Source organism: Peribacillus simplex, assembly GCF_001578185.1.
Lineage (GTDB): Bacteria > Bacillota > Bacilli > Bacillales > DSM-1321 > Peribacillus > Peribacillus simplex_A.
Genome location: NZ_CP011008.1, coordinates 2,750,004 through 2,772,696, shown reverse-complemented (window position 1 = coordinate 2,772,696; position 22,693 = coordinate 2,750,004). Strand labels below are relative to the sequence as shown.

Genomic DNA, 22,693 nt, shown 5'->3' with positions numbered 1-22,693 from the left:
TTAAAAAGAATATGAAATTGGTTTCCTGGAATGTGAATGGTATTAGGGCTTGTGTTAAAAAAGGATTTTTAGATTACTTTAAAAATGTGGATGCAGATATTTTTTGTCTTCAAGAAACTAAGCTACAAGAAGGGCAGATTTCACTTGAGTTGGAAGGGTACCATCAATATTGGAATTATGCACTGAAAAAAGGATATTCCGGAACAGCCATTTTCACGAAGGAAAAACCGCTTTCCGTGAAATATGGTGTAGGGGAGATGGACGAGGAGCCGGAAGGCAGGATCATAACACTGGAATTCGAGAAATTCTATATGGTGAATGTTTATACACCCAATGCCAAAAGGGATTTATCTAGGCTGGATTACCGTCTCGAATGGGAAGATGGGATGATTGATTATCTTAAAAAACTTGATTTGGTGAAACCGGTAATCTTTTGTGGTGACCTGAATGTCGCACATCAGGAAATCGACTTGAAAAACCCAAAACCTAATATTGGGAATTCGGGTTTCACTAATGAAGAACGTGGGAAGATGACTGAATTACTTGATGCAGGGTTTATCGATACATTTCGCCATTTTTATCCGAACCAGGAAAGTGCCTATACTTGGTGGTCATATATGAGTAAAGTAAGAGAGCGGAATATTGGGTGGAGAATCGATTATTTCATTGTTTCAAAACGGATGGCGGATTCTTTAATGGAGGCTAACATTCACTGCGATGTCATGGGTAGTGATCATTGCCCGGTCGTCTTGGAAACGAACCTCTAAATCGAATAATTTCGTTTAAATGGGGATACTATTGGTTATCCATATTTAACAGGAGGTTAGGATTATGAACACATTTATCGTGGGCTTTCATCAAGAAGATAATGTAGATAGCATGCAAGTGCAAAAACTGACGGCGGCTGAATTTGAAAAAACAACATCACGCGGTTTTCGCAGATTATTTGAACTGGATACAAATATCGGGTATTTCGTTTTTTTTGATGCAGAAGATGATGAGGGTGATTTATCTCATCTTGTTTTGCAGTATGAAGAAGATAATCAGGATCCAAGTGATTGTTATTCCTTTTCTAAAAATGACTTTTATGAATTCATGGCACTTTATTTGCAAGGCATGGATGAAGTGGAAGATGTAGAAGATGATGAGGACAACGAAGAGTATGGACCAATCCATCATCTTGCCCATTTGATGTTTCATATAGTTGAAGAAGGAAAATCCGTAAAGCCTTAACTGCCGGGTGATGAGATGAAAGGGACTTGTGGGCTTTGTGGCAGGGGTGAGATTGAACTGACCATCTCTTAGGGAGTTTAAGCGGCAGCCATTTACCAATTGCTTGTCTCAGTAAATCATGTCATAAACAGATTCACGCCTTGTATTCAAACCGAGAGCTCGCCATCCGACTATATAACGGTGTATTGCTAAAAGATGATGAAGCATTGAAAAAATACTTAAAGTGGATAAAAAAACAAATGGTTACCAAGGCAGTCAAGATTAGAAAATCAAAAACCAAATAATGCAAAGCCCATCTTTATAAAGATGGGCTTTTGCATTTCGTTCAGCTTGCTTTATTTTTCAACCGGTCCAGTAAAAATCCACCTTTAAAATAGCGTGGTTCATATGAAATGATGAAAGCCTTAGGTTCAAACTTTTCAACGGTTGCTATTAATTCTTGTTCCCGGTTTCGTTTTGTCAAGATTTCCATCCGATAGCGGTTGCTATCCCTGCCCTCGCCCGTATAAAGAGTGACACCAAATCCGTTGTTCCTGAGGGTATCAACTAACTGTTCATTTTTGGTTTGGGTATTAACGGTTACATTTATAAAACCGATGGCAAGTTTTTGCTCAATTTTCGTACCAAAAATTATTCCGATTCCAAAACCGACTGCATAGACAACCATGGCGAGTATGCTTTGGTCACCGCCAAATACAAGGGATAAACCAAAAACGTATACTAACATTTCTGCAATACCCAGTATCGAGGCAAGTATGGTAATATTTTTTACTAAGAAAATGGTTCGCAGCGTGTATATCGGAACATAAATAAGTTGCAATAGCAGAATCAGAAGTATTTCTTTCAATTGAGCACCTCACCAATATCTTCTAGTTAAATTTAGATGTTTCATCCTCGGGAATGTTCAGACTATATGTAACATCTTCCATAATCTAACCACACTATAATAGAAGAATTCAATGGGAAATATTAAGTATTTTTTATTGAATTTCCATTGTGAACGAATTAAGTATTTATAAGATTTTTCAATACTCTTTTTTTTATTAATTTGGTATCATTATCCTTATTGATTCATATGGGGGAATGAACATGATTAATTATGATGGACGGATATTCAGAGCAAAAGTCAACTCTGAAAATGGGGAAGTATCAGGAAATACTTCCTTTCACTATTCACAAGAAGGTTCAATTCTTTCAGCAAGTTATCAGGGTGGAGAGATTGTTAAAGGTACGTTAATAGGGCTTGTCCATATGGATGGATCTCTTGAATTCAGGTATAATCATATCAATGAAAAAGGTGAAATAAGAGGAGGAAGCTGTCTTTCCACCCCTGAAATGCTGCCTGATGGAAGGATACGTTTGCATGAAAAATGGAAATGGTCAGATCTCGAGCATAGTGAAGGACACTCCATCATTGAAGAAGTGAAAAAATAAGATTCTGCATAGAGGGGTTTGAGGACAATTACTACTATTTGTTTAGTGCGGCATGGTCAAACAGATTGGAATGCACTAGGGAAACTGCAGGGGCAGACTGATATCCCTTTAAATGAACTAGGAAAGATACAGGCACGGCAATGTGGTGAATTTTTGTCTGAAGAGGATTGGGATGTAATCATATCAAGCCCACTAAAAAGGGCAAGGGAAACGGCTGAAATCATTTCAAATTATATCGAAGTTCCGGTAATTGAAAAAATAGCATTCATTGAAAAGAATTTTGGCGTCGCTGAAGGAATGACAGCAGCTGAAAGGGAAGCAGCATTCACGGATAAGTTATATCCCGGTCAGGAAAATCAGGATTCTTTACGAAACAGGCTGATGAACGGGCTCCAGGAAATTCAAAAGGAGTATCCTGACAAGAAAGTGATACTTGTTGCACATGGCGCCGTCATTCATTTCATTTTACGATTGATGTCAAACGAGTCAATCGTTTCCAAAGAAATGCGGTTGTTCAATGCATGTTTGAGTACGATTAGATTTGATGCCGATTCTTGGATTATTGATGATTTCAATCAAGTGAATCATTTATCTTAGTCCTATATTGGTTGGGGTTAAAAATGGGTATGGTTGATATTCAGGAGCAAATGAAGGAAAGAAGGAAATCATGACTAAAAAGACGGCATTGATTTTAGGGGCTACAGGTGTGGTCGGTACCCAGTTGGTTAGAGAGTTAAGCAGCAGCAAAATCTATAAGGAAATCCATTTTATGACAAGAAGGGAAACGGAATTCACAGAGCCCAAGTGCACAGGGCATATTGTGGATTTTGAAAATTTATCCAGGTATGCCGATTTGTTCAACGTCTCCGATGTTTTCATTTGTTTAGGTACAACGATCAAGAAGGCTAAATCCAGGGAAGCTTTTCGTAAAGTTGATTATGATTATGTAATCGAAGCAGCTAAAATGGCGAAAACATCCAATGTTGAAAAATTACTCGTCATAACAGCCATGGGAGCCGATTCCAAATCAAAGTTTTTTTACAGCCGTGTTAAGGGCGATGTGGAAGGAACACTACAACACCTAGATTTGAATTCTGTACATATTTTTCGTCCTTCCTTACTTCTTGGAGAACGAAAGGAATTTAGGGCAGGTGAAAAGATTTCTAGTATGCTAAGCCCATTTGCTAAATTTCTCTTTATGGGCCCTTTACGCCCATATCGTGCAATAGAAGCAAACAAAGTAGCTGCTGCAATGTATGCTGCTGCCCAAACGACGACAAGGGGATTTCATCTTTATAATTCTGATGAAATAGAGAGACTTTCAACAAGGAGTTAATCATAAATTCATGAAATGAGCCTCCAATAGGCTCGTTTTTTTATAATATTAAAGCCGTTTTGGATGTATCTGACAGCGGATGAACATTTGTAGCTGAAAAAAGGAAGTGAAGTATAACAGTGAGAACCTGGATAAATTGGAAAGTCCAGGCCAAAGGGGTCTAGAAAGGTAATAAAAGTCAATCAATAGAGAAATTCATGATACTACTTCATTTCTAATCTTCCGGATGAAACTTGATTCCAACAAGGTTTTCCACTACAATTCGTAGTGGGAGTGATAAAAATGAATATTAAAAATTTTAAATATGATGAAGTTGGACTGAATCGTTTCTTTGGTCCCTTGGAAGCTAATATCATGGAATATTTATGGGATAAAAATGAACAGAGTATTAAAGCTGTCCAGCAATCCTTGGAGCTTGACAAGCCTATCAACTTTAATACTGTAATGACAGTCATGAACCGTTTAGTTGAAAAGGGCATTCTTGAAAAGAGGTCCGAAGGAAGGCTTTCATTATTTCGCCCCGTGCAGTCTAAAGCCGAGTTTTTAGAAGAGCAGTCAAAGAAACTGACTGAGAATTTGCTGGATGAGTTTGGCGGGGCTGTCATTAGCCATATGCTTGATGCCATGAAAGACGCTGACCAAGGTTTAATTGAAAAATTGGAACAAAAAATTCAATCGTTAAAAAAGGATAAATTATAATGTGGAAGAAAAAGTCTTATTTTGTGATAAGCCTGAGTCTTTTAATTGCTTGTGTAGTATGGAGCCAAATGGGAGCGTTTTTGGTACATATCTTTTTTGGAGTAAATATTAAAGCCAACTTTTTTAAATTTTGCTTTAGTCTATTCAAGGAAGGTTCAGTTTACTATTTTGTAGTCATCACACTGCTCAATATAGTAATATCCTATAGTATATTGAGCACCCTTTTCAAAATTGCAGAGCAATATCTTCTATCCAGAAGGTTTAAACAAAAGCTTTTTAGCTACAAAAACGTTGAAAAGACAAGGACAATAAATGAAACATTCAAACAGGTCAACAAAGATATCTTAGTTGTTAATGCTGATCAACCACTTGCGTTTACGCTTGGTTTCAGGCGACCTTTCATTGTTTTAAGCACTGGTTTAATTCAATTATTGGAGCTTGACGAGCTGGAAGCGGTAGTGGAGCATGAAGCATTTCACCAAAAAAGATATGATCCACTGGTAATCTTTATTTTACAGTTGATCTCGCATACGTTATGGTTTGTTCCACTGACAAAATGGTGTTATAAAAATTACAAAATAATAAGTGAATTATTAGCCGATGAATATGCGATTAATAAAATGGGCACTGATTTAGGCATAAGCGCTGCTTTGTTGAAGTTAATTAAACATTTTAGCTCTGATAAATCAACTCCTGTCATAGTCCACTTCTCAAATGAATCGGTAAACTATAGACTTCAGCAATTAGTTGATCCTCATAAAACAATTCCTTTGAGGGCTGATAGTACCACGATTTTTGTTTCTATATATGTTTTGGTGATATTATTGGGAATGACTATAGTGATTGTCGGGTGACTTTCACTTGATTTTTTTGCAAGTTTACACTACACTTTGTAGTGTAAAATAAGTAAAAGGAGATGTGTCATGAATAAACAAGAAGTCGGTACCTTTTTATTAAGAGTAATGTTGGGAATTACATTTTTGTTACATGGTTTGTCAAAGTTCCAAGGTGGATTGGATAACACTTCAGGATGGTTTCAAAGTATAGGCATTCCAGGGTTTTTGGCCTATGTTGTTGGTACAATTGAATTGGTTGGAGGATTAGCTTTAATTTTAGGTCTTGGAACAAGAATAATTTCTGCTCTCCTTATATTCATTATGGCTGGTGCAATTGTTTATGTGAAATTTCCAGCAGGTTTTATGGGGAATGGAGAAGGTACAGGTTTCGAACTGGACCTGGTTCTTATGATTATTGCACTTCACCTAGTATTAAATGGAAGCCGATTCCTATCTATAGACTCTAAGCTACCAAACCCTAAAAAAACGAAAAATTCAGAAAAAATAGCGAGTTAATAAGGAAGGTTACCAAATTGAAACGAATGGATTAAAGTCAAAAAAAACTTTTCTACTGAACGGATTCAAAAAACTTGGTCAAGGAGCGGAGCTTGAGGGCATGAATCCGAAAATTTACTTGGGTCATGCCTTTTATAAACGAATTGTCAAAACACACCCTTGCTAATCCATTATGAAAAGGTCAAACAATCACCTTTGGAGTTTAAAGAACAGTCTTCAATTGTGGAGGATACCTTGGATTATGCAGTAAAAAAGGCATAGTATATACTGGATTGCCAATGAACGTGGTAGTTTTGACGAGAATTTCCTTTAAGATCCAAAGAAATTGATAACGTGCTACATCCCATTGAATAAAATCGATAACCTACTAACAAATACTTCATATAAGCCTCCCTAATCTATTCACATTAAGAAATACCATTATTTTTATAAAGCTATACTCATTAAAAAAGGTGACAAACGTTCCCTACAGAAGGATAAAAATACGAAGACTCCTCCTTAATTACACTTGTTTTATTTGATTCAGGGGATAATGAATATATGTTCTTCCTAATTTGATTGTTAAAGAAATGCAAATGGTTCTTGAACCTTTCATAGATAAACAGATGGCCGAGGAACCTACTAGCTTGAAAGCTCTTGAGGAACTTCCAGCTGCTGTTGAATCAAGTAATAGAGAATTATTAAATAATCAAAATGAAAACCAACAATTGTTGAAGCATACATACACCGAGATAGGACAACCAATTGGTTTTGAGTGATTTTTATTGACGAACACACGTTCTGTGTTATAAAATAAAGTCATGGGTAATAATGGTATAGTGGGTATTGCCACTATAATTTCAAAAGGAAGCTTGGAAGTTACTCATGCCGTGTAAAAAAATTAGAACAAAAGGAGCTATTTAACTATGACCATGAGATTGTCTCCCTATTTAATGATGAACGGAAATGCGAAGGAAGCGATCCAATTTTACGAAAAAGCATTGGATGCGAAAGTCCTTTTTAGTCAAACCTTTGGAGAAATGCCAGAAAACCCGGAATTCCCTTTACCAGAAGAAGCAAAGGAACTTGTGTCACACGCAATGTTAAAGGTTGGAGAAACGGACCTCATGTTTTCAGATATGTTTCCGGGTCAAACCAGTCAAACTGGAGATCAAGTTACGATTTGTATTTCAACTAACGATATCGAAGAATCAAAGCGAATTTTTGAGTCCTTGTCGCAAGACGGACAAGTGAAAATGCCGCTCCAGGAAGCATTTTTTAGCCCTGCTTATGGGATAGTATTGGACAAATTCGGTATTACCTTTCAAATTTACACAGAGGCTCATCAATGAATTTTCTCTAGGAAAAAAATATCCACAAGCTATATTAGCTGTTTTTTGAATCTTAGTTGCAACAGAAGGCACAATAGTTGAAAAATCAAATCCCAATTTCTCATTGTTATCACTGAGAGATTGGGGTTTTTAATATGGAATATCCCTTACCGCATGGATGAAACTTTAGATGCATATTAAAAGCTCCCTTCTTAATGAAGCATCACACAATGGAGTCCCGTAAGTATTACGCGGATTCACAACAATAATTAAGGGGAGTTTTAAAAATACCCCTCACAGTACACACTCTTCATTAATAATGTTTGTACCCAACTAATATAAGGCTGCCTAATAACCGAAGACCACCATTTGTGTCATGTCTTAGAAAGGAAGGAAGATATCGTTAATTATTCTTTGCCATCTTAAATTTTGATACCTTTTCGTTATCCTTCTGTGATATCTGTCATCTATTCTTTAACTGTTTGTTATTTGTATAGGAATTAGCTATGCTATTATTTAAAACATTAGCATACATACAAGCCAAATAGGATGTAACAAATTACAGATGGTACAGGCAGTGCTATAGAAATAAAGTAGATAATTTCTTCCTAATCAGCATGATACCCTAAATAGGGGCATTAAAATCGAGAAAAAGCAGTCTTGAATAACTCACTCATATCATTGATCGTTTAGAAAATATATACACTTCAATTGAAGTCGGTTTGAATCGTTCCTTTTTATTATATTTATATCTATTAATTTCCCGCCAAAATGCCACATCATCCATAACCTGCTATTTACCAGAGTTAAAATGATTCATTTTTTTCAATTAATAGGGTAATATCACTCAATTTAACATTGCTTGGCGTAATAAGATGAAAAGGGGGAACTTTGTGAACACAGATCAAGCTTTCGACCTGTTAAAGGATGCAGGTGTTACAGAAAGTAGTAATATTCAAACTGTTCGACGATGGCTGCGTGAGGGAAAGATTAAATACGAGGGAGGAAACGGGAAAAGAAAAACTGGATATATTCTGGATGATACAGACCAAGCTTTCGACCTGTTAAAGGATGCAGGAATAACAGAAAGCAGTAGTATTCAAATTGTTCGACGTTGGTTACGAGAAGGTAAGGTTAAATACGGGGGAAACGGAAAGAGTAATACTGGATACATAATCGATGACAAATCCTCAAGGCTGGCAATAAATGATATTTTAGATCAAAATAAGGACGAAATCATACACCGATTAAAATTAAAAATACAAGCCCAAGATAAGCAAATAGAAGGCATTGAGGAACTTAATGAGACTGCAAAAAAAATATTAATCCAGCAAAGGGATATGTATAAAAAGGAAGTAGTCATTCTAAAGAATGAAAAAAGTGAATTGCAAAATGAAACAAAGGATTTATTAAAAGAAAATATTGAATTACGTAATGAATTGATAAAAGTAAAAGCCAACATAGGAGATAATTACAATTACGGCTCCACTGCCCAATCAAATGATTATAGTGAAAAATTAGGGCTTTCAAAAATGGCGAGTTATAAAGAATTGTTAGCCGAATATAAAGGGTTATTAAAAATAACTCATCCTGACCATAACGGCAACGCAAAGGTCTTTCATTACATTAAGACTGATTTCGATAGTTTTAGAAATAGCAACAAAGGTAAATGATTTAGGGTTTAAATTCAAGCAAGAATGCTGAATAAGGTAAGGACTGTAAAGTAAAAACTAATAAGAGTTTGAATTCGAATTTAATAAAGAATCCTTGTTCTATAGTGTATTTATTTTAGAGGTTCCATGGTCTTGACAGATACATCAAATCTTATTAACCAAAGGATTTTCTCTAAAACGTGTTCAACGGTTAATGAGCAAGGCGAGTATTCGTTCTATCACGAAGAAAAAATATCGTTCATATCCACTTCTGTATTGGATCGTCATTCCCCTTGGTTGCTTAGTTCTTCATACGAACCTTGGCTTACAATATACAAGCAGTGAGTTTAAATTCATTCTTTTCCAAAACCACCTTATTAAGCAATTCTTTAGTCAACAAGGCTGTCCGTACGATAATGGCTGTATTGAATCCTTACAAATGGAAACAAAGTCAATCACGTGCGATATCTCGACTATCAAACAGCTAAATTAGTGATGTTCCAATTTATTGAAGGTTGGTATAACCGAAAAAGAATTCACAGCAGCTTAGGATATAAAAGCCATTGAAGATAAAATTAGAAATACAGCTTAAGGTTTAACTTTTTGTGTCCAAAATATTGACTCAAATCCACAGTACATGGAAAAAGTGTGTTTTGAAATTAATCGAAACACGCTTTTTTATATTCAATTGAAGCATCCTTTTATAAAAAAGTTTAATAATTTTTGTGATTCTTATTCAATTAAAGCCCCCGATTATGGAAAATCTCAATGAAGATAAGCCGCTGTTACTTTGATTAATTCACAATATTTTCAAGTGGGTTCCCTTTTACTTCCAGAAGTGCGTTGAAATCCATAAAGTAAAAAACTCCTTATAAAAAGAAATAAGCGGAAATTGAAACTTATTTAATCGAACTAATGTAAATCCCTTTTAATAACACCAGTCAATATAAATGCAAAAAACAACATCTATGACTGCGTTTAGTAATATAAACAATTTGAAATTTTTTTTTATCAATTTTAATATCCGCATAGAACATACCAAAAACGGACCATTATTAAAAGGAAATTTCCCCAATTCCTTGGCCCTAATTTGATACTAATAGAGCATCCCTAATCATATTCTTATAATAGAAAACAATAAAAAGGGGTGTAAAGTTAGTTGATAAAAGAAAAGGTTAGCTTACGACCCATTGTAAGTAAGATAAATTTACCCACCGTTTTGAAAACAACTATACTTCCGGGTGACTCAATTGAAGGATTATTTATTGCAACTCAGGTAGGAGAAATCTTTTACATAGGAAACGGAGTTATTAGGATTTTTTTAGATATTCGCTCGCGAATCTTAAAATTAGGTAGTTCTGAACAAGGTGTTTCAGGTAGGGGATATGATGAACGGGGATTAATAGGGCTAGCATTTCATCCAGAATTTTATTATAACGGTTTGTTTTATCTTCATTATTCAGTAGCTGGAACACAAGGTCCAGGGGCCCTTACTGAACATTTTATGCCTAACCCGTGTGATCCCAGAACTTTAAACCTAAAGTGGATAAATAGAGAAACTCAATATGATCATATTGATACAGTTGAAGAATGGATTTTACAATCGAATGGTCAACCTCAAAAACGACGGACATTACTTAACATAAGAAGACCATTTTTTAATCATAATGGTGTCAATAGCTTAAACTTTTCACCTGAAACCGGAAAACTTATTTTAACAACTGGAGATGGTGGAGCAGGCTATGATCCATTTAATTTAAGTCAAGATGATATGGAGATAGCTGGTAAAATAATTGAAATTGATGTAGTTAAGGATACATTTATCGATGATCCACCCGTAGTCACACGTTTTAATGAACTTCCCTCACCTATTCAGGAAACGCTTACGGTAATTGCAAAAGGGGTTCGCAATATAACAGGCATTTCATTTCAAAAGTTTTATAATCAGTATATCAAATATGTGGGGAATGTCGGACAGGATATGGTAGAGTCAATTTTTTCATTCGTTCATTATAAACCAATACCGGTTACTCAGCTTATTCAAGCTTCTTTAATGAGAATTAAACCTGACCAAGAAGGATTTATTAACTTTGGTTGGCGAGGGTGGGAAGGTGCTTTTCCTACTTCGTTTATAAAGGGCTGTTCTGAAAACCCGGCTTTGAATGAGAAAACGATTGCTTATTACAATGACACAGTAAAAACTTCTGTGAGGCGTCTACAGCCTTTAATTAGTTATTTTCATAAAGATCCTCGCCCCGATAAGTTTGGAGGAACTGCACTTACAGGAGTGCAGCCGTATATGGGGAATAGAATCCCAAATTTAACGGGAAGCGTTGTGTTTACCGATCTTGCCCGGAAGGAAGAATCTCGACCTCCGGTTAGAGGGGTTTTAGCTTATACCAGGGTAAGTACAGATTGTAAACTAAACGATTTTAGTGTTATTGAAACTGATTATAACTTTTCGACGCAATCAGCTTATTATGTTAGTTTGGGAACGAATCTGGATCAAACCAGTCTATATTTAGGGGTTTATGGCTCTATGAAAGCGACTGAATTAAACAAGGGTACTGTTTTTGAAATTGTTCCATGATTTATTAAAACTATAAAATTCGACGGCTGGAATATTTGTCATATATTTACTGTATTTGTGACAATAAAGACAAAGTAGAAAATTTCAAAATAGAGCTATTTGTAGTTTCGTAATAAAGTTTGTTCAAAAATACCTTGCACACCCATGCCCATCAGCTTAAGGAATTCATTGTTCCCCCAAATGAAAAAAAGGAAGGAACACCAAAGGGAGAGAATGCGCCTGTCCAAACTTGCTCATTTGAAACACGGGAATTTGTAGCTGTTCCTTGCCAAAAATACATTTTTTTATCGGGACCAAGATAACACACTCTTGTTCCGCTTGGAGTAAGAAGAAATTTCAGCATCTGCAATTAGCATTTCCCATCGATTCGTAAACGTTAAGTTAATTGGAGTTGTAAACTTTTTCCGCAAATACTTTAATTTTTTTAAATAACCATGGAGGGGCAATCCTCATTGCAATTAATTAATAACAGGAAATACAGCATAAAGCGAAAGGGTATGAATAGTATAGAAAGTGACAAATTGGTTGTTTTTAGGGGGTGGTTTTAATCAATCGGTTTGTTCGTTATTGGTATCAATTGATGATAGGGACAGCTGCAAACTATGTTCCTGTAAGAAAAATGACACTTGCAACCAAGTTAGTTATTACAGCCTTATTAAGTACATTTTCCACTATGCTTCAATCAGCAGGGGGCTTTATGCCTGGTATAGGCTTTCTAATTAGTTTTCTGGCGACATTACCAATTTTTTTAGCTACTTGTTTTTCTATCCGCCAGGGAATCCTCTCTTATACCCTTACGATTTTCCTTTTATTTATTATTCAGCCGAGTGAACTAATTATCTTTCCATTTACAACAGGTTTATTAGGTCTTGCGATGGGTGTGGCCTTTTTACAATTGAAGAGGAGAATTGTGGTTGTTTCCTTTTCATCAATATGTCTACTTACGGGTATTATGGTGATTCTGTATGTATTCCGTTTTCCAGTGCTAGGCCCTACTGTTGATACAACTATGGATCCAAAGGTTATTGCAATAATATTTATATTGAGTTTTCTATACTGCTGGATCTTCGCGGAACTTTGTAGAATACTCATGAATAGATTGTGTCGGGCATTGCCTTAACAGTTGAGTAAAATCTTTTTGAACGAATAATCAGAGTTTGGACGTTTGGGGTATAAGGGCGTGGAAACTCTAGCGGATGTTCCTCATGCTTTTCCACCTTTACATACTGCCCGTTGGGTAAGTGGTGTGCAAATACATAACATAACTGCATGGTGAAAAGAAGTGCAAAGTTAAGTTAATAAGAACTTGGATATCCGGATTGCCAAACAAACATTTCACTGGATGGAGTATACTTAGAGATGCCTTAAAGCATTTAATAGCAGAAGGGGTATGACGAAGTTTTGGAGGTCCATGGACAAGTCTTAATTTGGTTATTGGTCATTTATTTGATTTCACCTTGTGTCCATATTTTATCAGGAAAATCCCTTATGAACTAATAGGTGTATTAGTTCATTAAGGAACACGATGAGAAAAAAAGATGTCTATTTTCTGTTTTTTTCTCGAACTTCATTCTTCATCTATTAATACAGATATAAAGGTTTTAAGGTGACAGTTATGTGGGAGCAGGAAGTGAATTAAATCTATCATTTTTAAAACATCTGACATCTGGAGACTATTTTTTCCTTCTCATCCATTGTGTTGCAACCCATTTTTCACCAGTGATAACGGGTGCTCCAGCGTGTAGAGTTAGTTCGTTTAGATTTTTGTCGTTATAGAAGTATTCGAAATACACAGCCATTCCCTTTCGCGGGGACACTGAAAAATTCAGTTTAGGAAAAAAAGTTTCTCCCCCATGCTCCACATCATTTAAGTACATGATGATTGTGCTAATTCTATTATTTTTTGCTGCTATACTTGAGGATGTAAAAAAATCAAAATGGGCTTTATATTCTTGCCCAGGAGTATATTTAAGAATTTGAATACCATCTCCATGTTCAATGGGTATATTCATGATTGTTGAAATCCGTTTTTCAATTTTGGTAATGATGTTATATTCATTTTCTTCAAAAAACATACTACAGCCCGTTCTTATCTCATTTACTTCGTGCTTAACTCCAATTTTGGAACGATTCATTCTGTCTTTTGACAATTAAATAAGTCCGTCACATTCTTCGTCACTCAAAACATTCCCTAATATTACAATTAGCGGTTCATCTAATCTAGCAATTACATTAATGTCTCGGTCTTCCGTTTTGATTTTATTTCCAATATGATTAAAAATAGTTTGTTCTTTACTTATTTTATTTTCCACCGTCAACTTTCATCGACTCCTAATAGAATGAATTTTCTGAACAATTAGTTTGAATTGCCACTGTAAGCGTTTTACTATGTTAATTATACAATGAACCTTTTTATATAACTGTTTCTTAGTTCTTGCTGACAGTGCTCCGATTATGAGGTCGACCAGTAAAAATTACTGGTGACCTAGCGCTTGACTATGGCAAACTCTAATCATTTACATAAAATAATCTGCCCAAGTCACTTTGTAAAGATATTCATGTGTGTATTTTCACCAAAATTCATACGTGAGTTTAATTCCTTCTTCATCAATTATAGAAGGACTTTTCAAAAAAAGGAACGTATTTCCTTTCGTAATAAGCCGTTCAAGAAACTTAGAGAAAAAGAGAAAAAGAAATGTATGATAGGAAATGTGAAGGAAGTGAACGAAAGCGGAGGACTTTAAATCTATCAGTGTTACTGAAGGGATTAAAAAGGTGATGTAATAAAAAATCCAACTTCGTTTCCGCTGAATGGTAAGGGGTCGCAAGGGGCCGTTTTAAAAATTTCTTCAGACAAATGTGTGAAAATTTGTGCAAAACCAGAATATGCCATTAAAGAGGGGGATGTATTGAAAATTGCACAAGAGTCATCCACTATTCCACGGCTTTATGGGTGGGGCAAAACTATATTATTATGGAATATCTTGAGGGGTCAACTTTATTCCAATATTTTGGAATTTTGAGGGACCTATCCGGAAAATTGATGAGGCAAATTCTTTTTGTGCTTAAAGAAATGGAGCGTTAAAGTTTACCAGAATGGATGCCTATTTGCGCCACATTATTGTAACTAAAGATGAGGAATTAAAAGTAATTAATCATTATAGCTCCTATATAAGGAATCGAAACAGGCTAGAGTCGATATTCAAAGGTTTAAAAAGTTGTGTCTATTACCATTGTTCTTGGAAGAGCTAAAAGAAATGGATCCCGAGTCCTATATGGAATGGAAAGATTTACAGATAAAAAAAGTAACTCCTTTAAAGCTAATAAGGAGTTACTTTTTTCTGGGGAAAAACCAGCGTTATTTTGGATTGCTATGATGCTGGATGATACGATTAACGATATCTGGCAACTTAATTTTCTGGTCTAAAAGAAACTTGTAGAGAGCATCTCTATCCTTCGTACTCACATTCCACTCTTTTGGGATTGATTCAATCACTTGATAAATCGATTTGTTCGGCAAATTCACTATTTTTTCTATATATGATGTAAGCTCTGTGTGATCATCGAGAAGAGAGAAGGCCCATTTATAAAAAGGCCAATGGTAGTTATATACCGGTGTTTCTCTCAGCGTTTGAGCTGACCATTGGTAACGTCCCGGAAAAACTCTGCCATGATCAATCATATGGACATAATAGCCACCATCACTGAGATTTTCCAAAATGACATTCATCGTACCTCGATCAGAGTTATTTACCCATTGGTCGAATACCGTTATACCGGCCAGCATATTTCGGTTTTTAACATCCGTCTTAGTGGGAGGATTCTCTCTAACATTTTCGAAAACTGTACTGTTTTTAATAAAAACACAGCCATATTGGTATCCAGAACTATAGTTGTGTTTAGTGGATTGTAATTCAGGAGTTTTCTTGATAAATTCCTCCGGTATATATACAAGATCAAATGGGATAACGGGAAGTGAAAGGAGCTCTGCCAATTTGCCGATCAGGTATTCATTGACCACTTCTTTTTCTCTTTCTTTCTTAGTATCGAACCACTTCACGACATATTCTTTACCATCGCTGAAAAGAATGACATGTGCGGTTCCGCCCCTTAATGTTTGTACATATCGAACTGGATATTTTGTCATATCACTTTATCTCCTTTAAAAATATTTGTCTAGCTCTATTTCTTTTTTACCTTGTCTTTTTTATTAACCATATTGCTCTTGTATTGATCGATAAAATTGGTTATAAGATTCGGTAAATGACCTTTTGTTCTAAAAGAAATTTATACAGCGCTTACTTTACTCCTTCGAGAACCCGCCCTCTACAGGGATGGTTTGGGTAACTTCATAGTTGATTCGTTGGGAAGGGGTACAATTTTTTTAGCATAGAGAAGCCCCAACGGTTAGTTTTTTGGTAAGGGATATCGTATTTCAGATTCTGGGTAAGCGTTTTTTCAGACCAATGATATCCACCCAACATGTTCCATGATCAATCAAATGGACAAAATAGCCGCCTTCCTGTACTACAATGAAAATGCTTATGGTCCGATCTCGTGTATTGGCATTCTGAACTGAATTTGTATTTTTTGGAATGTGATTCAGGAGTAATTTTTATGAATTCACCTGGGATATATACTAGTACGGGGGACAAAAGGAGGGAAGAAACATCGCTAATTTACTGAGCACATAATCATTTACTTTGACTATGTCAATTAACTTCGTTATTTTTTTCTATTAAGCTGTATAGCCTTTGTTGTTCGATGATTTGTTTATTCAAATCAAAATTTTCATCAATAACCTGTCTTGCACTTCTGGTATATCTCTTCCATACTCTTGGATGACTCAGGAAATATTTTATACCTTGAGCCAATTTTAAATCATCTTTCTCAGGAACAAGGTATCCTGTTTTTTTATGCTCAATCAATTCCGGAATCCCTCCATGAAAGGTGGAGATGACTGGTAAACCGCTTGCCATGGCTTCTTTTAATGCATTTGGGATCCCTTCTACATCGCCATCTTCGCCCGTTTCACTGGCAAGGCAAAAGAGATGGGAATCTCTTAATTCCTTAGAAATTTGGTTAGAATCCATTGGCCCCCTAAGAAAAACGTGTTCGTTTAATTGGTTTTCATCAATGAAAACTCTTATCTTCTCTTCATCTTCACCTGTCCCAATGATGTGCAGTGTCGTTCTTGGGTATTCCTGATGAATCCGTTGAAAGGCCTTCAAAAGCGTAAGGAATCCTTTTTTCTCGACAAGTCTGGCTACAGACAAGATTCGGATTTCTCCTTCCTTAGGTAGGGAACGTTGGACATATGGGTATAAATCTAAATTTAGACCGCCATATAATACATGTACCTTATCTTCTTTAAATCCTAATTTTTTTAATTCATCTGCAAGAAAATGGCAAACTGCAAAACAACCAGCTCCATGTTTTACTAAATTTTGATATCGGAGGACATTTTTGCGAAATCTCTGATATGTTTGAGTGGAAGAATCACGTCCTCGAAAATGTACAATCAAAGGAATATCATACTCTATAGCTGTTGGTAAAATATCAATGGAATGTTTCCCTTGATGAGCGTGAATCGCGACGACATTTTGCTCCTTAAAGAAGGCTCCAAGGTCTTGAATTTCGTTCAAATTATAATAATGTTCAAACTGAAATTGAACATTGACGCTATTTGGATAAGGTCCTATTACAATAGGCCGATATTGATCCAACATAATGATTTGATTGTACATAAATCCTTGATTTATTTTAATAGGCTCTCTAATGTAAAAAGCGATTGTCTTCACTATTTCAATCCCTTCCTTCCCTCTAAAATCAAATTTTCGATAAAACTTTGAAATATTTGTCGATCTCGTTCAGTTAAATCTTTCGGAAAAGCGGACCATTTAAAAAATTGTACCTTTTGTATTTCTATATCATCAGGTTTTAAATCTCCGCTGAGTATTTCTTCGGTCACGTAAGCAATATTGACTGGAAAGTATTCATCACCATTAGGAAGCTTCGTAAAATAGTTCTTCCCTGAAAAAACGCCAATTAATTGAAGGTTGCCAATGTTAATCCCTGTTTCTTCCAAAATTTCACGTCTGCATGCCTCTTCCGCAGATTCTCCTAATTCAATAAAGTCGCCTGGGAATTTCCACATTTTATCGGATTGTACCATAAGAAAACGACTGTTCTGATCGATAACCAAAACGGTGACCCCCGTAAGTAACAAAGCTCTAGTCCCAACGAGAGCACGTAAAACTTCAATGTATCCCATCACAAGTCTCCTTTCAGATCATTTCCTTTCTGGTTTTTACTCTTTTATAGTAAATGCAAAATAGAAAAGATTCGAAACGGACAAGTACATATATTTGTATGTTTTTTGTAAAGTTCTTAATTGAATGTGTATGAGCATAAGACACTGAAGAAATGCTGGGAAAAGCTTTGCTTAAGAGAATTATGCACCAATTGCTTATAGGTCCTTCTCGTCCTTAAGAACCCAGTAAAAGAGGGTATGAATTAATTTTGTGAAAAAGTGTTATTAACCTAAAGCAACTAATCGATGATTTCATATTATAGGTTATGGTTATTAAAAAGAAGAAAAGAGGTGCAAGATTAGATGGATGAATTTAAATCAATAAAGCTTGAGAGAATAGAAAAGAACGGTAAAAAAGAACTTATTATTCATAATCCAACCACATTAAAACTAATTGGGGAAGGAAGTCAAGGTGCAGTCTTTCAGCTTGATGAAGATCTTTGCGTAAAAATTTATGTCAATCCAAATGCAGCAACTAAAGAGGGGAAAGCACTTGAAGCAGCGAAGGAAACTCATATTGTTCCGAGGTTATACGAAGTCGGACCAAACTATGTTATTATGGAGTATTTAAAAGGTCCCAATCTAAAAGATTATTTGAAAGGAAAGCAAGATATTCCCGAATCGTTTACAGAACAAATCATAATGATTCGAAAGGAACTAAAGAGAGTTGGATTTATTAGAATCAAGACCTCTATCGGACATTTTGTTGTAACAAAGGGAAATGTGCTGAAAGCAATCGATCATTCAGATGGCCTCACAATGAATGACCCATATAATCCGAAGATGTTTCGTGATCTAAAGAAATTGGGGTTATTGGATTCATTCCTTGAACAAGCAAAGAAAATCGATCCTGAATCATATGAAGACTGGCAGAAAAATATTGATTTCAATGCGATATAGGAAACCTATCCGTTAGGATGACAATATGGGCAGATGGCTTCAGCAAAGGCTCTAACCGGTGCAAGTATGGCATACTTCAAAAAAATTTATGATGAATTCCTCACAAAACCAATTATGTTGTACAAGCAGGAAAATCTAAAAGAGTCGATTGCTTAACGTTGAACTGCACCCCAATTGTTAGACACAACTTACAATGAAGTGCTCCCTGTCAAGTAGACAGTGGAAATAATAAAAATGCTTTACGCGGCTTGATCCCTGAATTCCAAGGGGCTCAAGCCGTCTAATTTTTCTTGATAGCGCTCTGAATTATAAAACGAAATGTATCCTACAATTGCTATTTTTAGCGCTTCATATGTATCATATTTATTTAAATAGTATTTTTCGCATTTGAGCGTACCCCAAAAAGCCTCGATTGGTCCGTTATCAATACAACGTCCCACTCTAGACATACTATGTACCATCTCGGCATCATCTATCATCCGTTTGAAAAGTTTTGAAGTATATTGATAACCACGATCGCTATGAATAAGTGGATGCTCATCCTCTTTTAATTTTTGTATGGCTGGTGTCATCGTTTGAAATACAAGTTTATTGTTATTCGAATGCCCTAATACATAACTCACAATCGAATTATCGTATAAATCAATAATGGCGCTTAAATAAGCCTTTTTGCCATTCCCATATTTAAACTCCGTGACATCTGTACACCATTTTTGATTTGGTTGGTCTGCTTTGAACTTGCGACTGAGTATGTTTTCTGCTACATAATCTGGATTCGATTTAGGATATTTTTTTCGTTTTCGACGAATCACCGATTTTAATCGACACATTTTCATCAAACGATAAATACGTTTTTTATTTACCTTCGGTAAATCTACTTTTTCACGCTGACGATTGATTGTAAGTGTGATGCGACGATATCCATAAATCCCATCTACTTGTGTATAAAGGTACTGAATTGATTCTAGAAGCTGTTCATTCTCGATTTCCCGTGCTGATGGCTGACGGTTCAACCACTTATAATAAGCAGCACGTGCAACATCGGCAATTTCACATAATAAAATGATTGGCAGTGCTTCCTTCGCTGCTAATTCTTGAATGGCAATATAACGGTTATGTATACAACTTTTACTTAACGACGCCTCCTTTCGATTTCCTCTAACTTTTTTAAGAAGAGATTTTCTGCACGTAATCGTTCATTTTCACGTTCCATGCGTTGAATTTCTAAACGAAACTTGTCTTCAGTGCTTAACTCTTCTTCTAACTTTGTACGTCCACGGCGATCTTGTAAGCCTAATTCCCCGTATTTTTCGAATTTTTTTACCCATTGATATATTTGTTGGTAAGAAACCGCATATTGTTCAGCTGTTACTTGATAACTTTTATCGTTGGCAATACAAGCTTGTGCTATTTCAATGCGCTCTTGTACTGTTGTTTTTCTACCTTTAGTCATAGTTTGGCTCATTCCTTTACCCGAATCTTTTAATTCACTATGACTAGTATACTTTTTAATCCAATTTCGCAAAAAGGATGTACCGGAAAGTCTATATTTTCTAACGGTTTCTCTTAATGAATAACTTCCTGAAATATAGTCTTGAACAGCTGCTAGCTTTAATCCTTTCGGATATGTATTATGATTCTCACTTCTATTAAGACTATCCTCTCCAAAAAACAAGTAATTATTTTGCCAATCTTTGATCGTTCTAGAATCAACTTTATACAACTCGGCCACCTCATTAAGAGTGAATTGGCTATTTTCATAGAAATTTAGAATCTCTAATTTTTCTTCTTTTGAAAAGCTATATTTTCTCATAAAAAAACCTCCCCAATAGGCAAACAGATTTTATTTTTTAATCTGTCTACTTATTGGGGAGCGTATCACAATTGGAGGTGCAGTTTTTTTATGGCGAGATTTTCTTCAGGAGAAAAAACACAGGCAGTAAGACAATATATAGATGGTAATGAGGGAGGAAAAACAATTGCTAAATCTATTGGTGTTCATCCGAGTTTACTCCATCAGTGGATTAAACAATTTGAACTTTTTGGTGTAGATGCTTTTGAAAAACGCTATACACCCTACCACGCAAAGTTTAAACTAGATGTACTCAATTATATGAACGAACACGGGGCGTCCATCCATGAAAAATAAGACATCAAGTACTCAAGTACCGATGAAGGATTAATAGAGGCTTTACAGGCGGAGAATGATCGTTTACGTTTGGAGAATGCCAATTTAAAAAAGTTGAATGCCTTAGTTCAAAACAAGGAAAAACCACCAAACAAGACAAAGAACAAGTAGTCTATGAATTAAGGAATGCATTTCCGGTGAAAGCACATATACAGCTGGCAAACATTTCTCGTAGCACGTATTACTATTGGGTAAAAAACTTCGGTCGTCCTGATCCAGATGCAGAACTGAAAGTATTGATTATCTGTTTTCGATGAACATGAGGGTCGGTTTGGTTACCGGTGTATTCGTGATGAATTTAAAAATCGCGGACACAAGGTAAACCACAAAAAGGTACAGCGTATCATGAAAGAACTAGGGTAGGGCTAAAATGACTTGTCCGTATGAAAAAATATCGCTCTTACAAAGGGACTGTGGGAAGATTGCACGAAATATTTTAGATCGTAATTTCAAAGCTGAAAAACCAAATGAGAAATGGGTTACGGATATTACAGAGTTTAAATTATTTGGAGAAAAGCTATATTTACCACGGATATTGACTTATTTAATGGAGAAATCATTACGAATACAATCTGTTTATGACAAACACCTACTCACTCATATCAACGATGTTAGATCAAGCTTTTGAACGGTTAACAGACGACGATACTCTCCTTATTCATTCAGATCAATCAAATGAAACAATACTGTAATGCCCTTAGGGAGCGTGGCATTACGCAAAGTATGTTTCGCAAAGGGGATTGTTACGATAAAATCTGTTATGGAAAATTTCTTTGGTATCATGAAATCGGAACTTCTTTATCTAAAAGAATTTTAAAGTGTGGAACACTTTAAACAAGAACTAGCAAAATATATAGAATACTATAATCACAATCGAATCAAGGCAAAATTAAAAGGGATGAGCCCGGTATACAATACCGAGCTCATGACTAACAAGCTGCCTAACGAGATAACCTGTCTAACTTTATGGGGTCAGTTCACGTAAAGGAGTTCGACTTTTTAGGTTGGAATTCTCTTAGACTATAAAATTTTCGAAATTTACTCCCGTTCATAAAAATACACGTTCGCGAACGGTGGCGTTTTTTCCTGAGACAGCCATTTTTAACATTCGTAAACTACGAACTAGTTTCAAGAACTTACATTGTACGAACGTTTTGAATGCGTCATTTTTATTTTTTAATAATGAAAACGCTAAATGTTTTTAGTATATTGTTTGTTTCTTCTTCGGTAATACCCATGTAGCGTAGGGTGACAGAAGGATAGGAATGATGCAGGATCTGTTGCAGCATGGTAATATCCTTCGTGGCTTTGTAAAACCAATAGCCAAATGTCTTTCATAAGGTATGATTTCTGACATACTACACGCCAGCAAACTCTGCGGCCTAATTTAACTGCCTGTAGGCCTGAGTTAGGCCTACCTTTCTGGATGGGAATAAATAGTAGGGACTCTGGACGTTTTTGGCATAGCAACAGACCTCCTGAAAGCAATTCGCGATATACATATCGCGGATTTTTTCTGTTTTGCCTTCCTTGACCCGGAGATCTTGTTTTGTTTGCCTTTGAGTTCCAGGATCTGTTGCGTGGTTAGTCGGAGCAAGGTCCCCGATACGGAGGCCGGTTTCACAGTATTCCCCACTCCTGTTCGACAAATGTGCATCCCTAATTATTTGAGCCTCTTCAAAGGGT

Annotated in this window: 19 protein-coding genes and 2 pseudogenes; 15 read left to right on the top strand and 6 right to left on the bottom strand. The window is 35.8% G+C overall.

What is annotated here, in order from left to right; genetic code table 11:
- Nucleotides 1-11 precede the first annotated feature (11 nt).
- Both UP17_RS12860 and UP17_RS12855 read left to right on the top strand, forming a co-directional pair.
- Nucleotides 12-767 carry an exodeoxyribonuclease III gene (locus UP17_RS12860; RefSeq protein WP_061463360.1) on the top strand — a complete coding sequence of 252 codons (756 nt, stop codon included), beginning with the start codon at nucleotides 12-14 and terminating at the stop codon, nucleotides 765-767.
- Nucleotides 768-831: 64 nt separating this feature from the next.
- Nucleotides 832-1,233 (top strand): hypothetical protein, encoded by a 402-nt coding sequence (locus tag UP17_RS12855; protein ID WP_061463359.1) that lies wholly within the window; start codon nucleotides 832-834, stop codon nucleotides 1,231-1,233.
- 325 nt (nucleotides 1,234-1,558) lie between these two features.
- Here the strand turns inward: UP17_RS12855 and UP17_RS12850 are convergent, their stop codons facing one another.
- Nucleotides 1,559-2,080: a DUF2179 domain-containing protein gene (locus UP17_RS12850; RefSeq protein ID WP_061463358.1), complete on the bottom strand. Its 522-nt coding sequence runs from the start codon at nucleotides 2,078-2,080 to the stop codon at nucleotides 1,559-1,561.
- A 242-nt stretch (nucleotides 2,081-2,322) separates the two neighbouring features.
- Between UP17_RS12850 and UP17_RS12845 the strand changes: the two genes are divergently transcribed.
- The 11 genes from UP17_RS12845 to UP17_RS12790 all read left to right on the top strand — a co-directional run bounded on the left by UP17_RS12845 (nucleotide 2,323) and on the right by UP17_RS12790 (nucleotide 12,726).
- Entirely contained in the window at nucleotides 2,323-2,667 is a 345-nt protein-coding gene (locus tag UP17_RS12845) for an avidin-fold protein (RefSeq protein WP_176432046.1), read from the top strand.
- A 27-nt stretch (nucleotides 2,668-2,694) separates the two neighbouring features.
- Nucleotides 2,695-3,264 carry a histidine phosphatase family protein gene (locus UP17_RS12840; protein ID WP_061466091.1) on the top strand — a complete coding sequence of 190 codons (570 nt, stop codon included), beginning with the start codon at nucleotides 2,695-2,697 and terminating at the stop codon, nucleotides 3,262-3,264.
- A 70-nt stretch (nucleotides 3,265-3,334) separates the two neighbouring features.
- Complete coding sequence (locus UP17_RS12835) at nucleotides 3,335-4,003, top strand: NAD(P)H-binding protein (protein ID WP_250211665.1); 669 nt, start codon at nucleotides 3,335-3,337, stop codon at nucleotides 4,001-4,003.
- A gap of 282 nt (nucleotides 4,004-4,285) precedes the next feature.
- The gene (locus tag UP17_RS12830) at nucleotides 4,286-4,702 is read left to right on the top strand and encodes a BlaI/MecI/CopY family transcriptional regulator (protein ID WP_061463356.1); all 417 of its coding nucleotides are present in this window, start codon (nucleotides 4,286-4,288) and stop codon (nucleotides 4,700-4,702) included.
- Nucleotides 4,702-5,556, top strand: coding sequence for a M56 family metallopeptidase (locus tag UP17_RS12825; protein WP_061463355.1), 855 nt, complete (start codon nucleotides 4,702-4,704; stop codon nucleotides 5,554-5,556). The genes UP17_RS12830 and UP17_RS12825 overlap by 1 nt, the downstream gene beginning before the upstream one ends.
- 69 nt (nucleotides 5,557-5,625) lie before the next feature.
- Entirely contained in the window at nucleotides 5,626-6,054 is a 429-nt protein-coding gene (locus UP17_RS12820; protein WP_061463354.1) for a DoxX family protein, read from the top strand.
- Between the two features lie 554 nt (nucleotides 6,055-6,608).
- Complete coding sequence (locus UP17_RS12815) at nucleotides 6,609-6,812, top strand: hypothetical protein (RefSeq protein ID WP_061463353.1); 204 nt, start codon at nucleotides 6,609-6,611, stop codon at nucleotides 6,810-6,812.
- 147 nt (nucleotides 6,813-6,959) lie between these two features.
- Nucleotides 6,960-7,385: a VOC family protein gene (locus UP17_RS12810; protein ID WP_061463352.1), complete on the top strand. Its 426-nt coding sequence runs from the start codon at nucleotides 6,960-6,962 to the stop codon at nucleotides 7,383-7,385.
- Nucleotides 7,386-8,257: 872 nt separating this feature from the next.
- Nucleotides 8,258-9,037 carry a hypothetical protein gene (locus UP17_RS12805; protein WP_061463351.1) on the top strand — a complete coding sequence of 260 codons (780 nt, stop codon included), beginning with the start codon at nucleotides 8,258-8,260 and terminating at the stop codon, nucleotides 9,035-9,037.
- A gap of 1,138 nt (nucleotides 9,038-10,175) precedes the next feature.
- Complete coding sequence (locus UP17_RS12800; RefSeq protein WP_061463350.1) at nucleotides 10,176-11,606, top strand: PQQ-dependent sugar dehydrogenase; 1,431 nt, start codon at nucleotides 10,176-10,178, stop codon at nucleotides 11,604-11,606.
- A gap of 547 nt (nucleotides 11,607-12,153) precedes the next feature.
- The gene (locus tag UP17_RS12790) at nucleotides 12,154-12,726 is read left to right on the top strand and encodes a hypothetical protein (RefSeq protein ID WP_061466090.1); all 573 of its coding nucleotides are present in this window, start codon (nucleotides 12,154-12,156) and stop codon (nucleotides 12,724-12,726) included.
- Nucleotides 12,727-13,279: 553 nt separating this feature from the next.
- Here the strand turns inward: UP17_RS12790 and UP17_RS12785 are convergent.
- The 4 genes and pseudogenes from UP17_RS12785 to UP17_RS12765 form a co-directional block, all read right to left on the bottom strand.
- Nucleotides 13,280-13,924: pseudogene (locus UP17_RS12785) on the bottom strand (2OG-Fe(II) oxygenase).
- A gap of 1,040 nt (nucleotides 13,925-14,964) precedes the next feature.
- A complete protein-coding gene (locus tag UP17_RS12775; protein WP_061463347.1) occupies nucleotides 14,965-15,753 on the bottom strand; it encodes a HipA family kinase in 789 nt (262 codons plus the stop codon).
- Nucleotides 15,754-16,318: 565 nt separating this feature from the next.
- The gene (locus UP17_RS12770; RefSeq protein WP_250211664.1) at nucleotides 16,319-17,407 is read right to left on the bottom strand and encodes a glycosyltransferase; all 1,089 of its coding nucleotides are present in this window, start codon (nucleotides 17,405-17,407) and stop codon (nucleotides 16,319-16,321) included.
- Nucleotides 17,407-17,880, bottom strand: a complete 474-nt coding sequence (locus UP17_RS12765; RefSeq protein WP_061463345.1) for an NUDIX hydrolase — start codon at nucleotides 17,878-17,880, stop codon at nucleotides 17,407-17,409. The genes UP17_RS12770 and UP17_RS12765 overlap by 1 nt, the downstream gene beginning before the upstream one ends.
- A 342-nt stretch (nucleotides 17,881-18,222) precedes the next feature.
- Here UP17_RS12765 and UP17_RS12760 point away from each other — a divergent pair, with 342 nt between their 5' ends.
- Entirely contained in the window at nucleotides 18,223-18,819 is a 597-nt protein-coding gene (locus UP17_RS12760; RefSeq protein WP_061463344.1) for a hypothetical protein, read from the top strand.
- A 239-nt stretch (nucleotides 18,820-19,058) separates the two neighbouring features.
- Here UP17_RS12760 and UP17_RS26555 read toward each other — a convergent pair.
- A protein-coding gene (locus UP17_RS26555) for an IS3 family transposase (protein ID WP_155727321.1) occupies nucleotides 19,059-20,632 on the bottom strand; the annotation gives its coding sequence in 2 pieces (ribosomal slippage) (nucleotides 19,059-19,990 and nucleotides 19,990-20,632; 1,575 coding nt in all).
- A 90-nt stretch (nucleotides 20,633-20,722) separates the two neighbouring features.
- Here UP17_RS26555 and UP17_RS12740 point away from each other — a divergent pair.
- Nucleotides 20,723-21,940: pseudogene (locus tag UP17_RS12740) on the top strand (IS3 family transposase).
- The last annotated feature ends 753 nt before the right edge of the window (nucleotides 21,941-22,693 follow it).

Coding starts and splice junctions, on each gene's coding strand:
- UP17_RS12825 (WP_061463355.1), top strand. CDS start 4,702: ATGTGGAAGAAAAAGTCTTATTTTGTGATAAGCCTGAGTCTTTTAATT.
- UP17_RS12860 (WP_061463360.1), top strand. CDS start 12: ATGAAATTGGTTTCCTGGAATGTGAATGGTATTAGGGCTTGTGTTAAA.
- UP17_RS12775 (WP_061463347.1), bottom strand. CDS start 15,753: ATGACAAAATATCCAGTTCGATATGTACAAACATTAAGGGGCGGAACC.
- UP17_RS12835 (WP_250211665.1), top strand. CDS start 3,335: ATGACTAAAAAGACGGCATTGATTTTAGGGGCTACAGGTGTGGTCGGT.
- UP17_RS12845 (WP_176432046.1), top strand. CDS start 2,323: ATGATTAATTATGATGGACGGATATTCAGAGCAAAAGTCAACTCTGAA.
- UP17_RS12830 (WP_061463356.1), top strand. CDS start 4,286: ATGAATATTAAAAATTTTAAATATGATGAAGTTGGACTGAATCGTTTC.
- UP17_RS12760 (WP_061463344.1), top strand. CDS start 18,223: ATGGATGAATTTAAATCAATAAAGCTTGAGAGAATAGAAAAGAACGGT.
- UP17_RS12810 (WP_061463352.1), top strand. CDS start 6,960: ATGACCATGAGATTGTCTCCCTATTTAATGATGAACGGAAATGCGAAG.
- UP17_RS12765 (WP_061463345.1), bottom strand. CDS start 17,880: ATGGGATACATTGAAGTTTTACGTGCTCTCGTTGGGACTAGAGCTTTG.
- UP17_RS12855 (WP_061463359.1), top strand. CDS start 832: ATGAACACATTTATCGTGGGCTTTCATCAAGAAGATAATGTAGATAGC.
- UP17_RS12820 (WP_061463354.1), top strand. CDS start 5,626: ATGAATAAACAAGAAGTCGGTACCTTTTTATTAAGAGTAATGTTGGGA.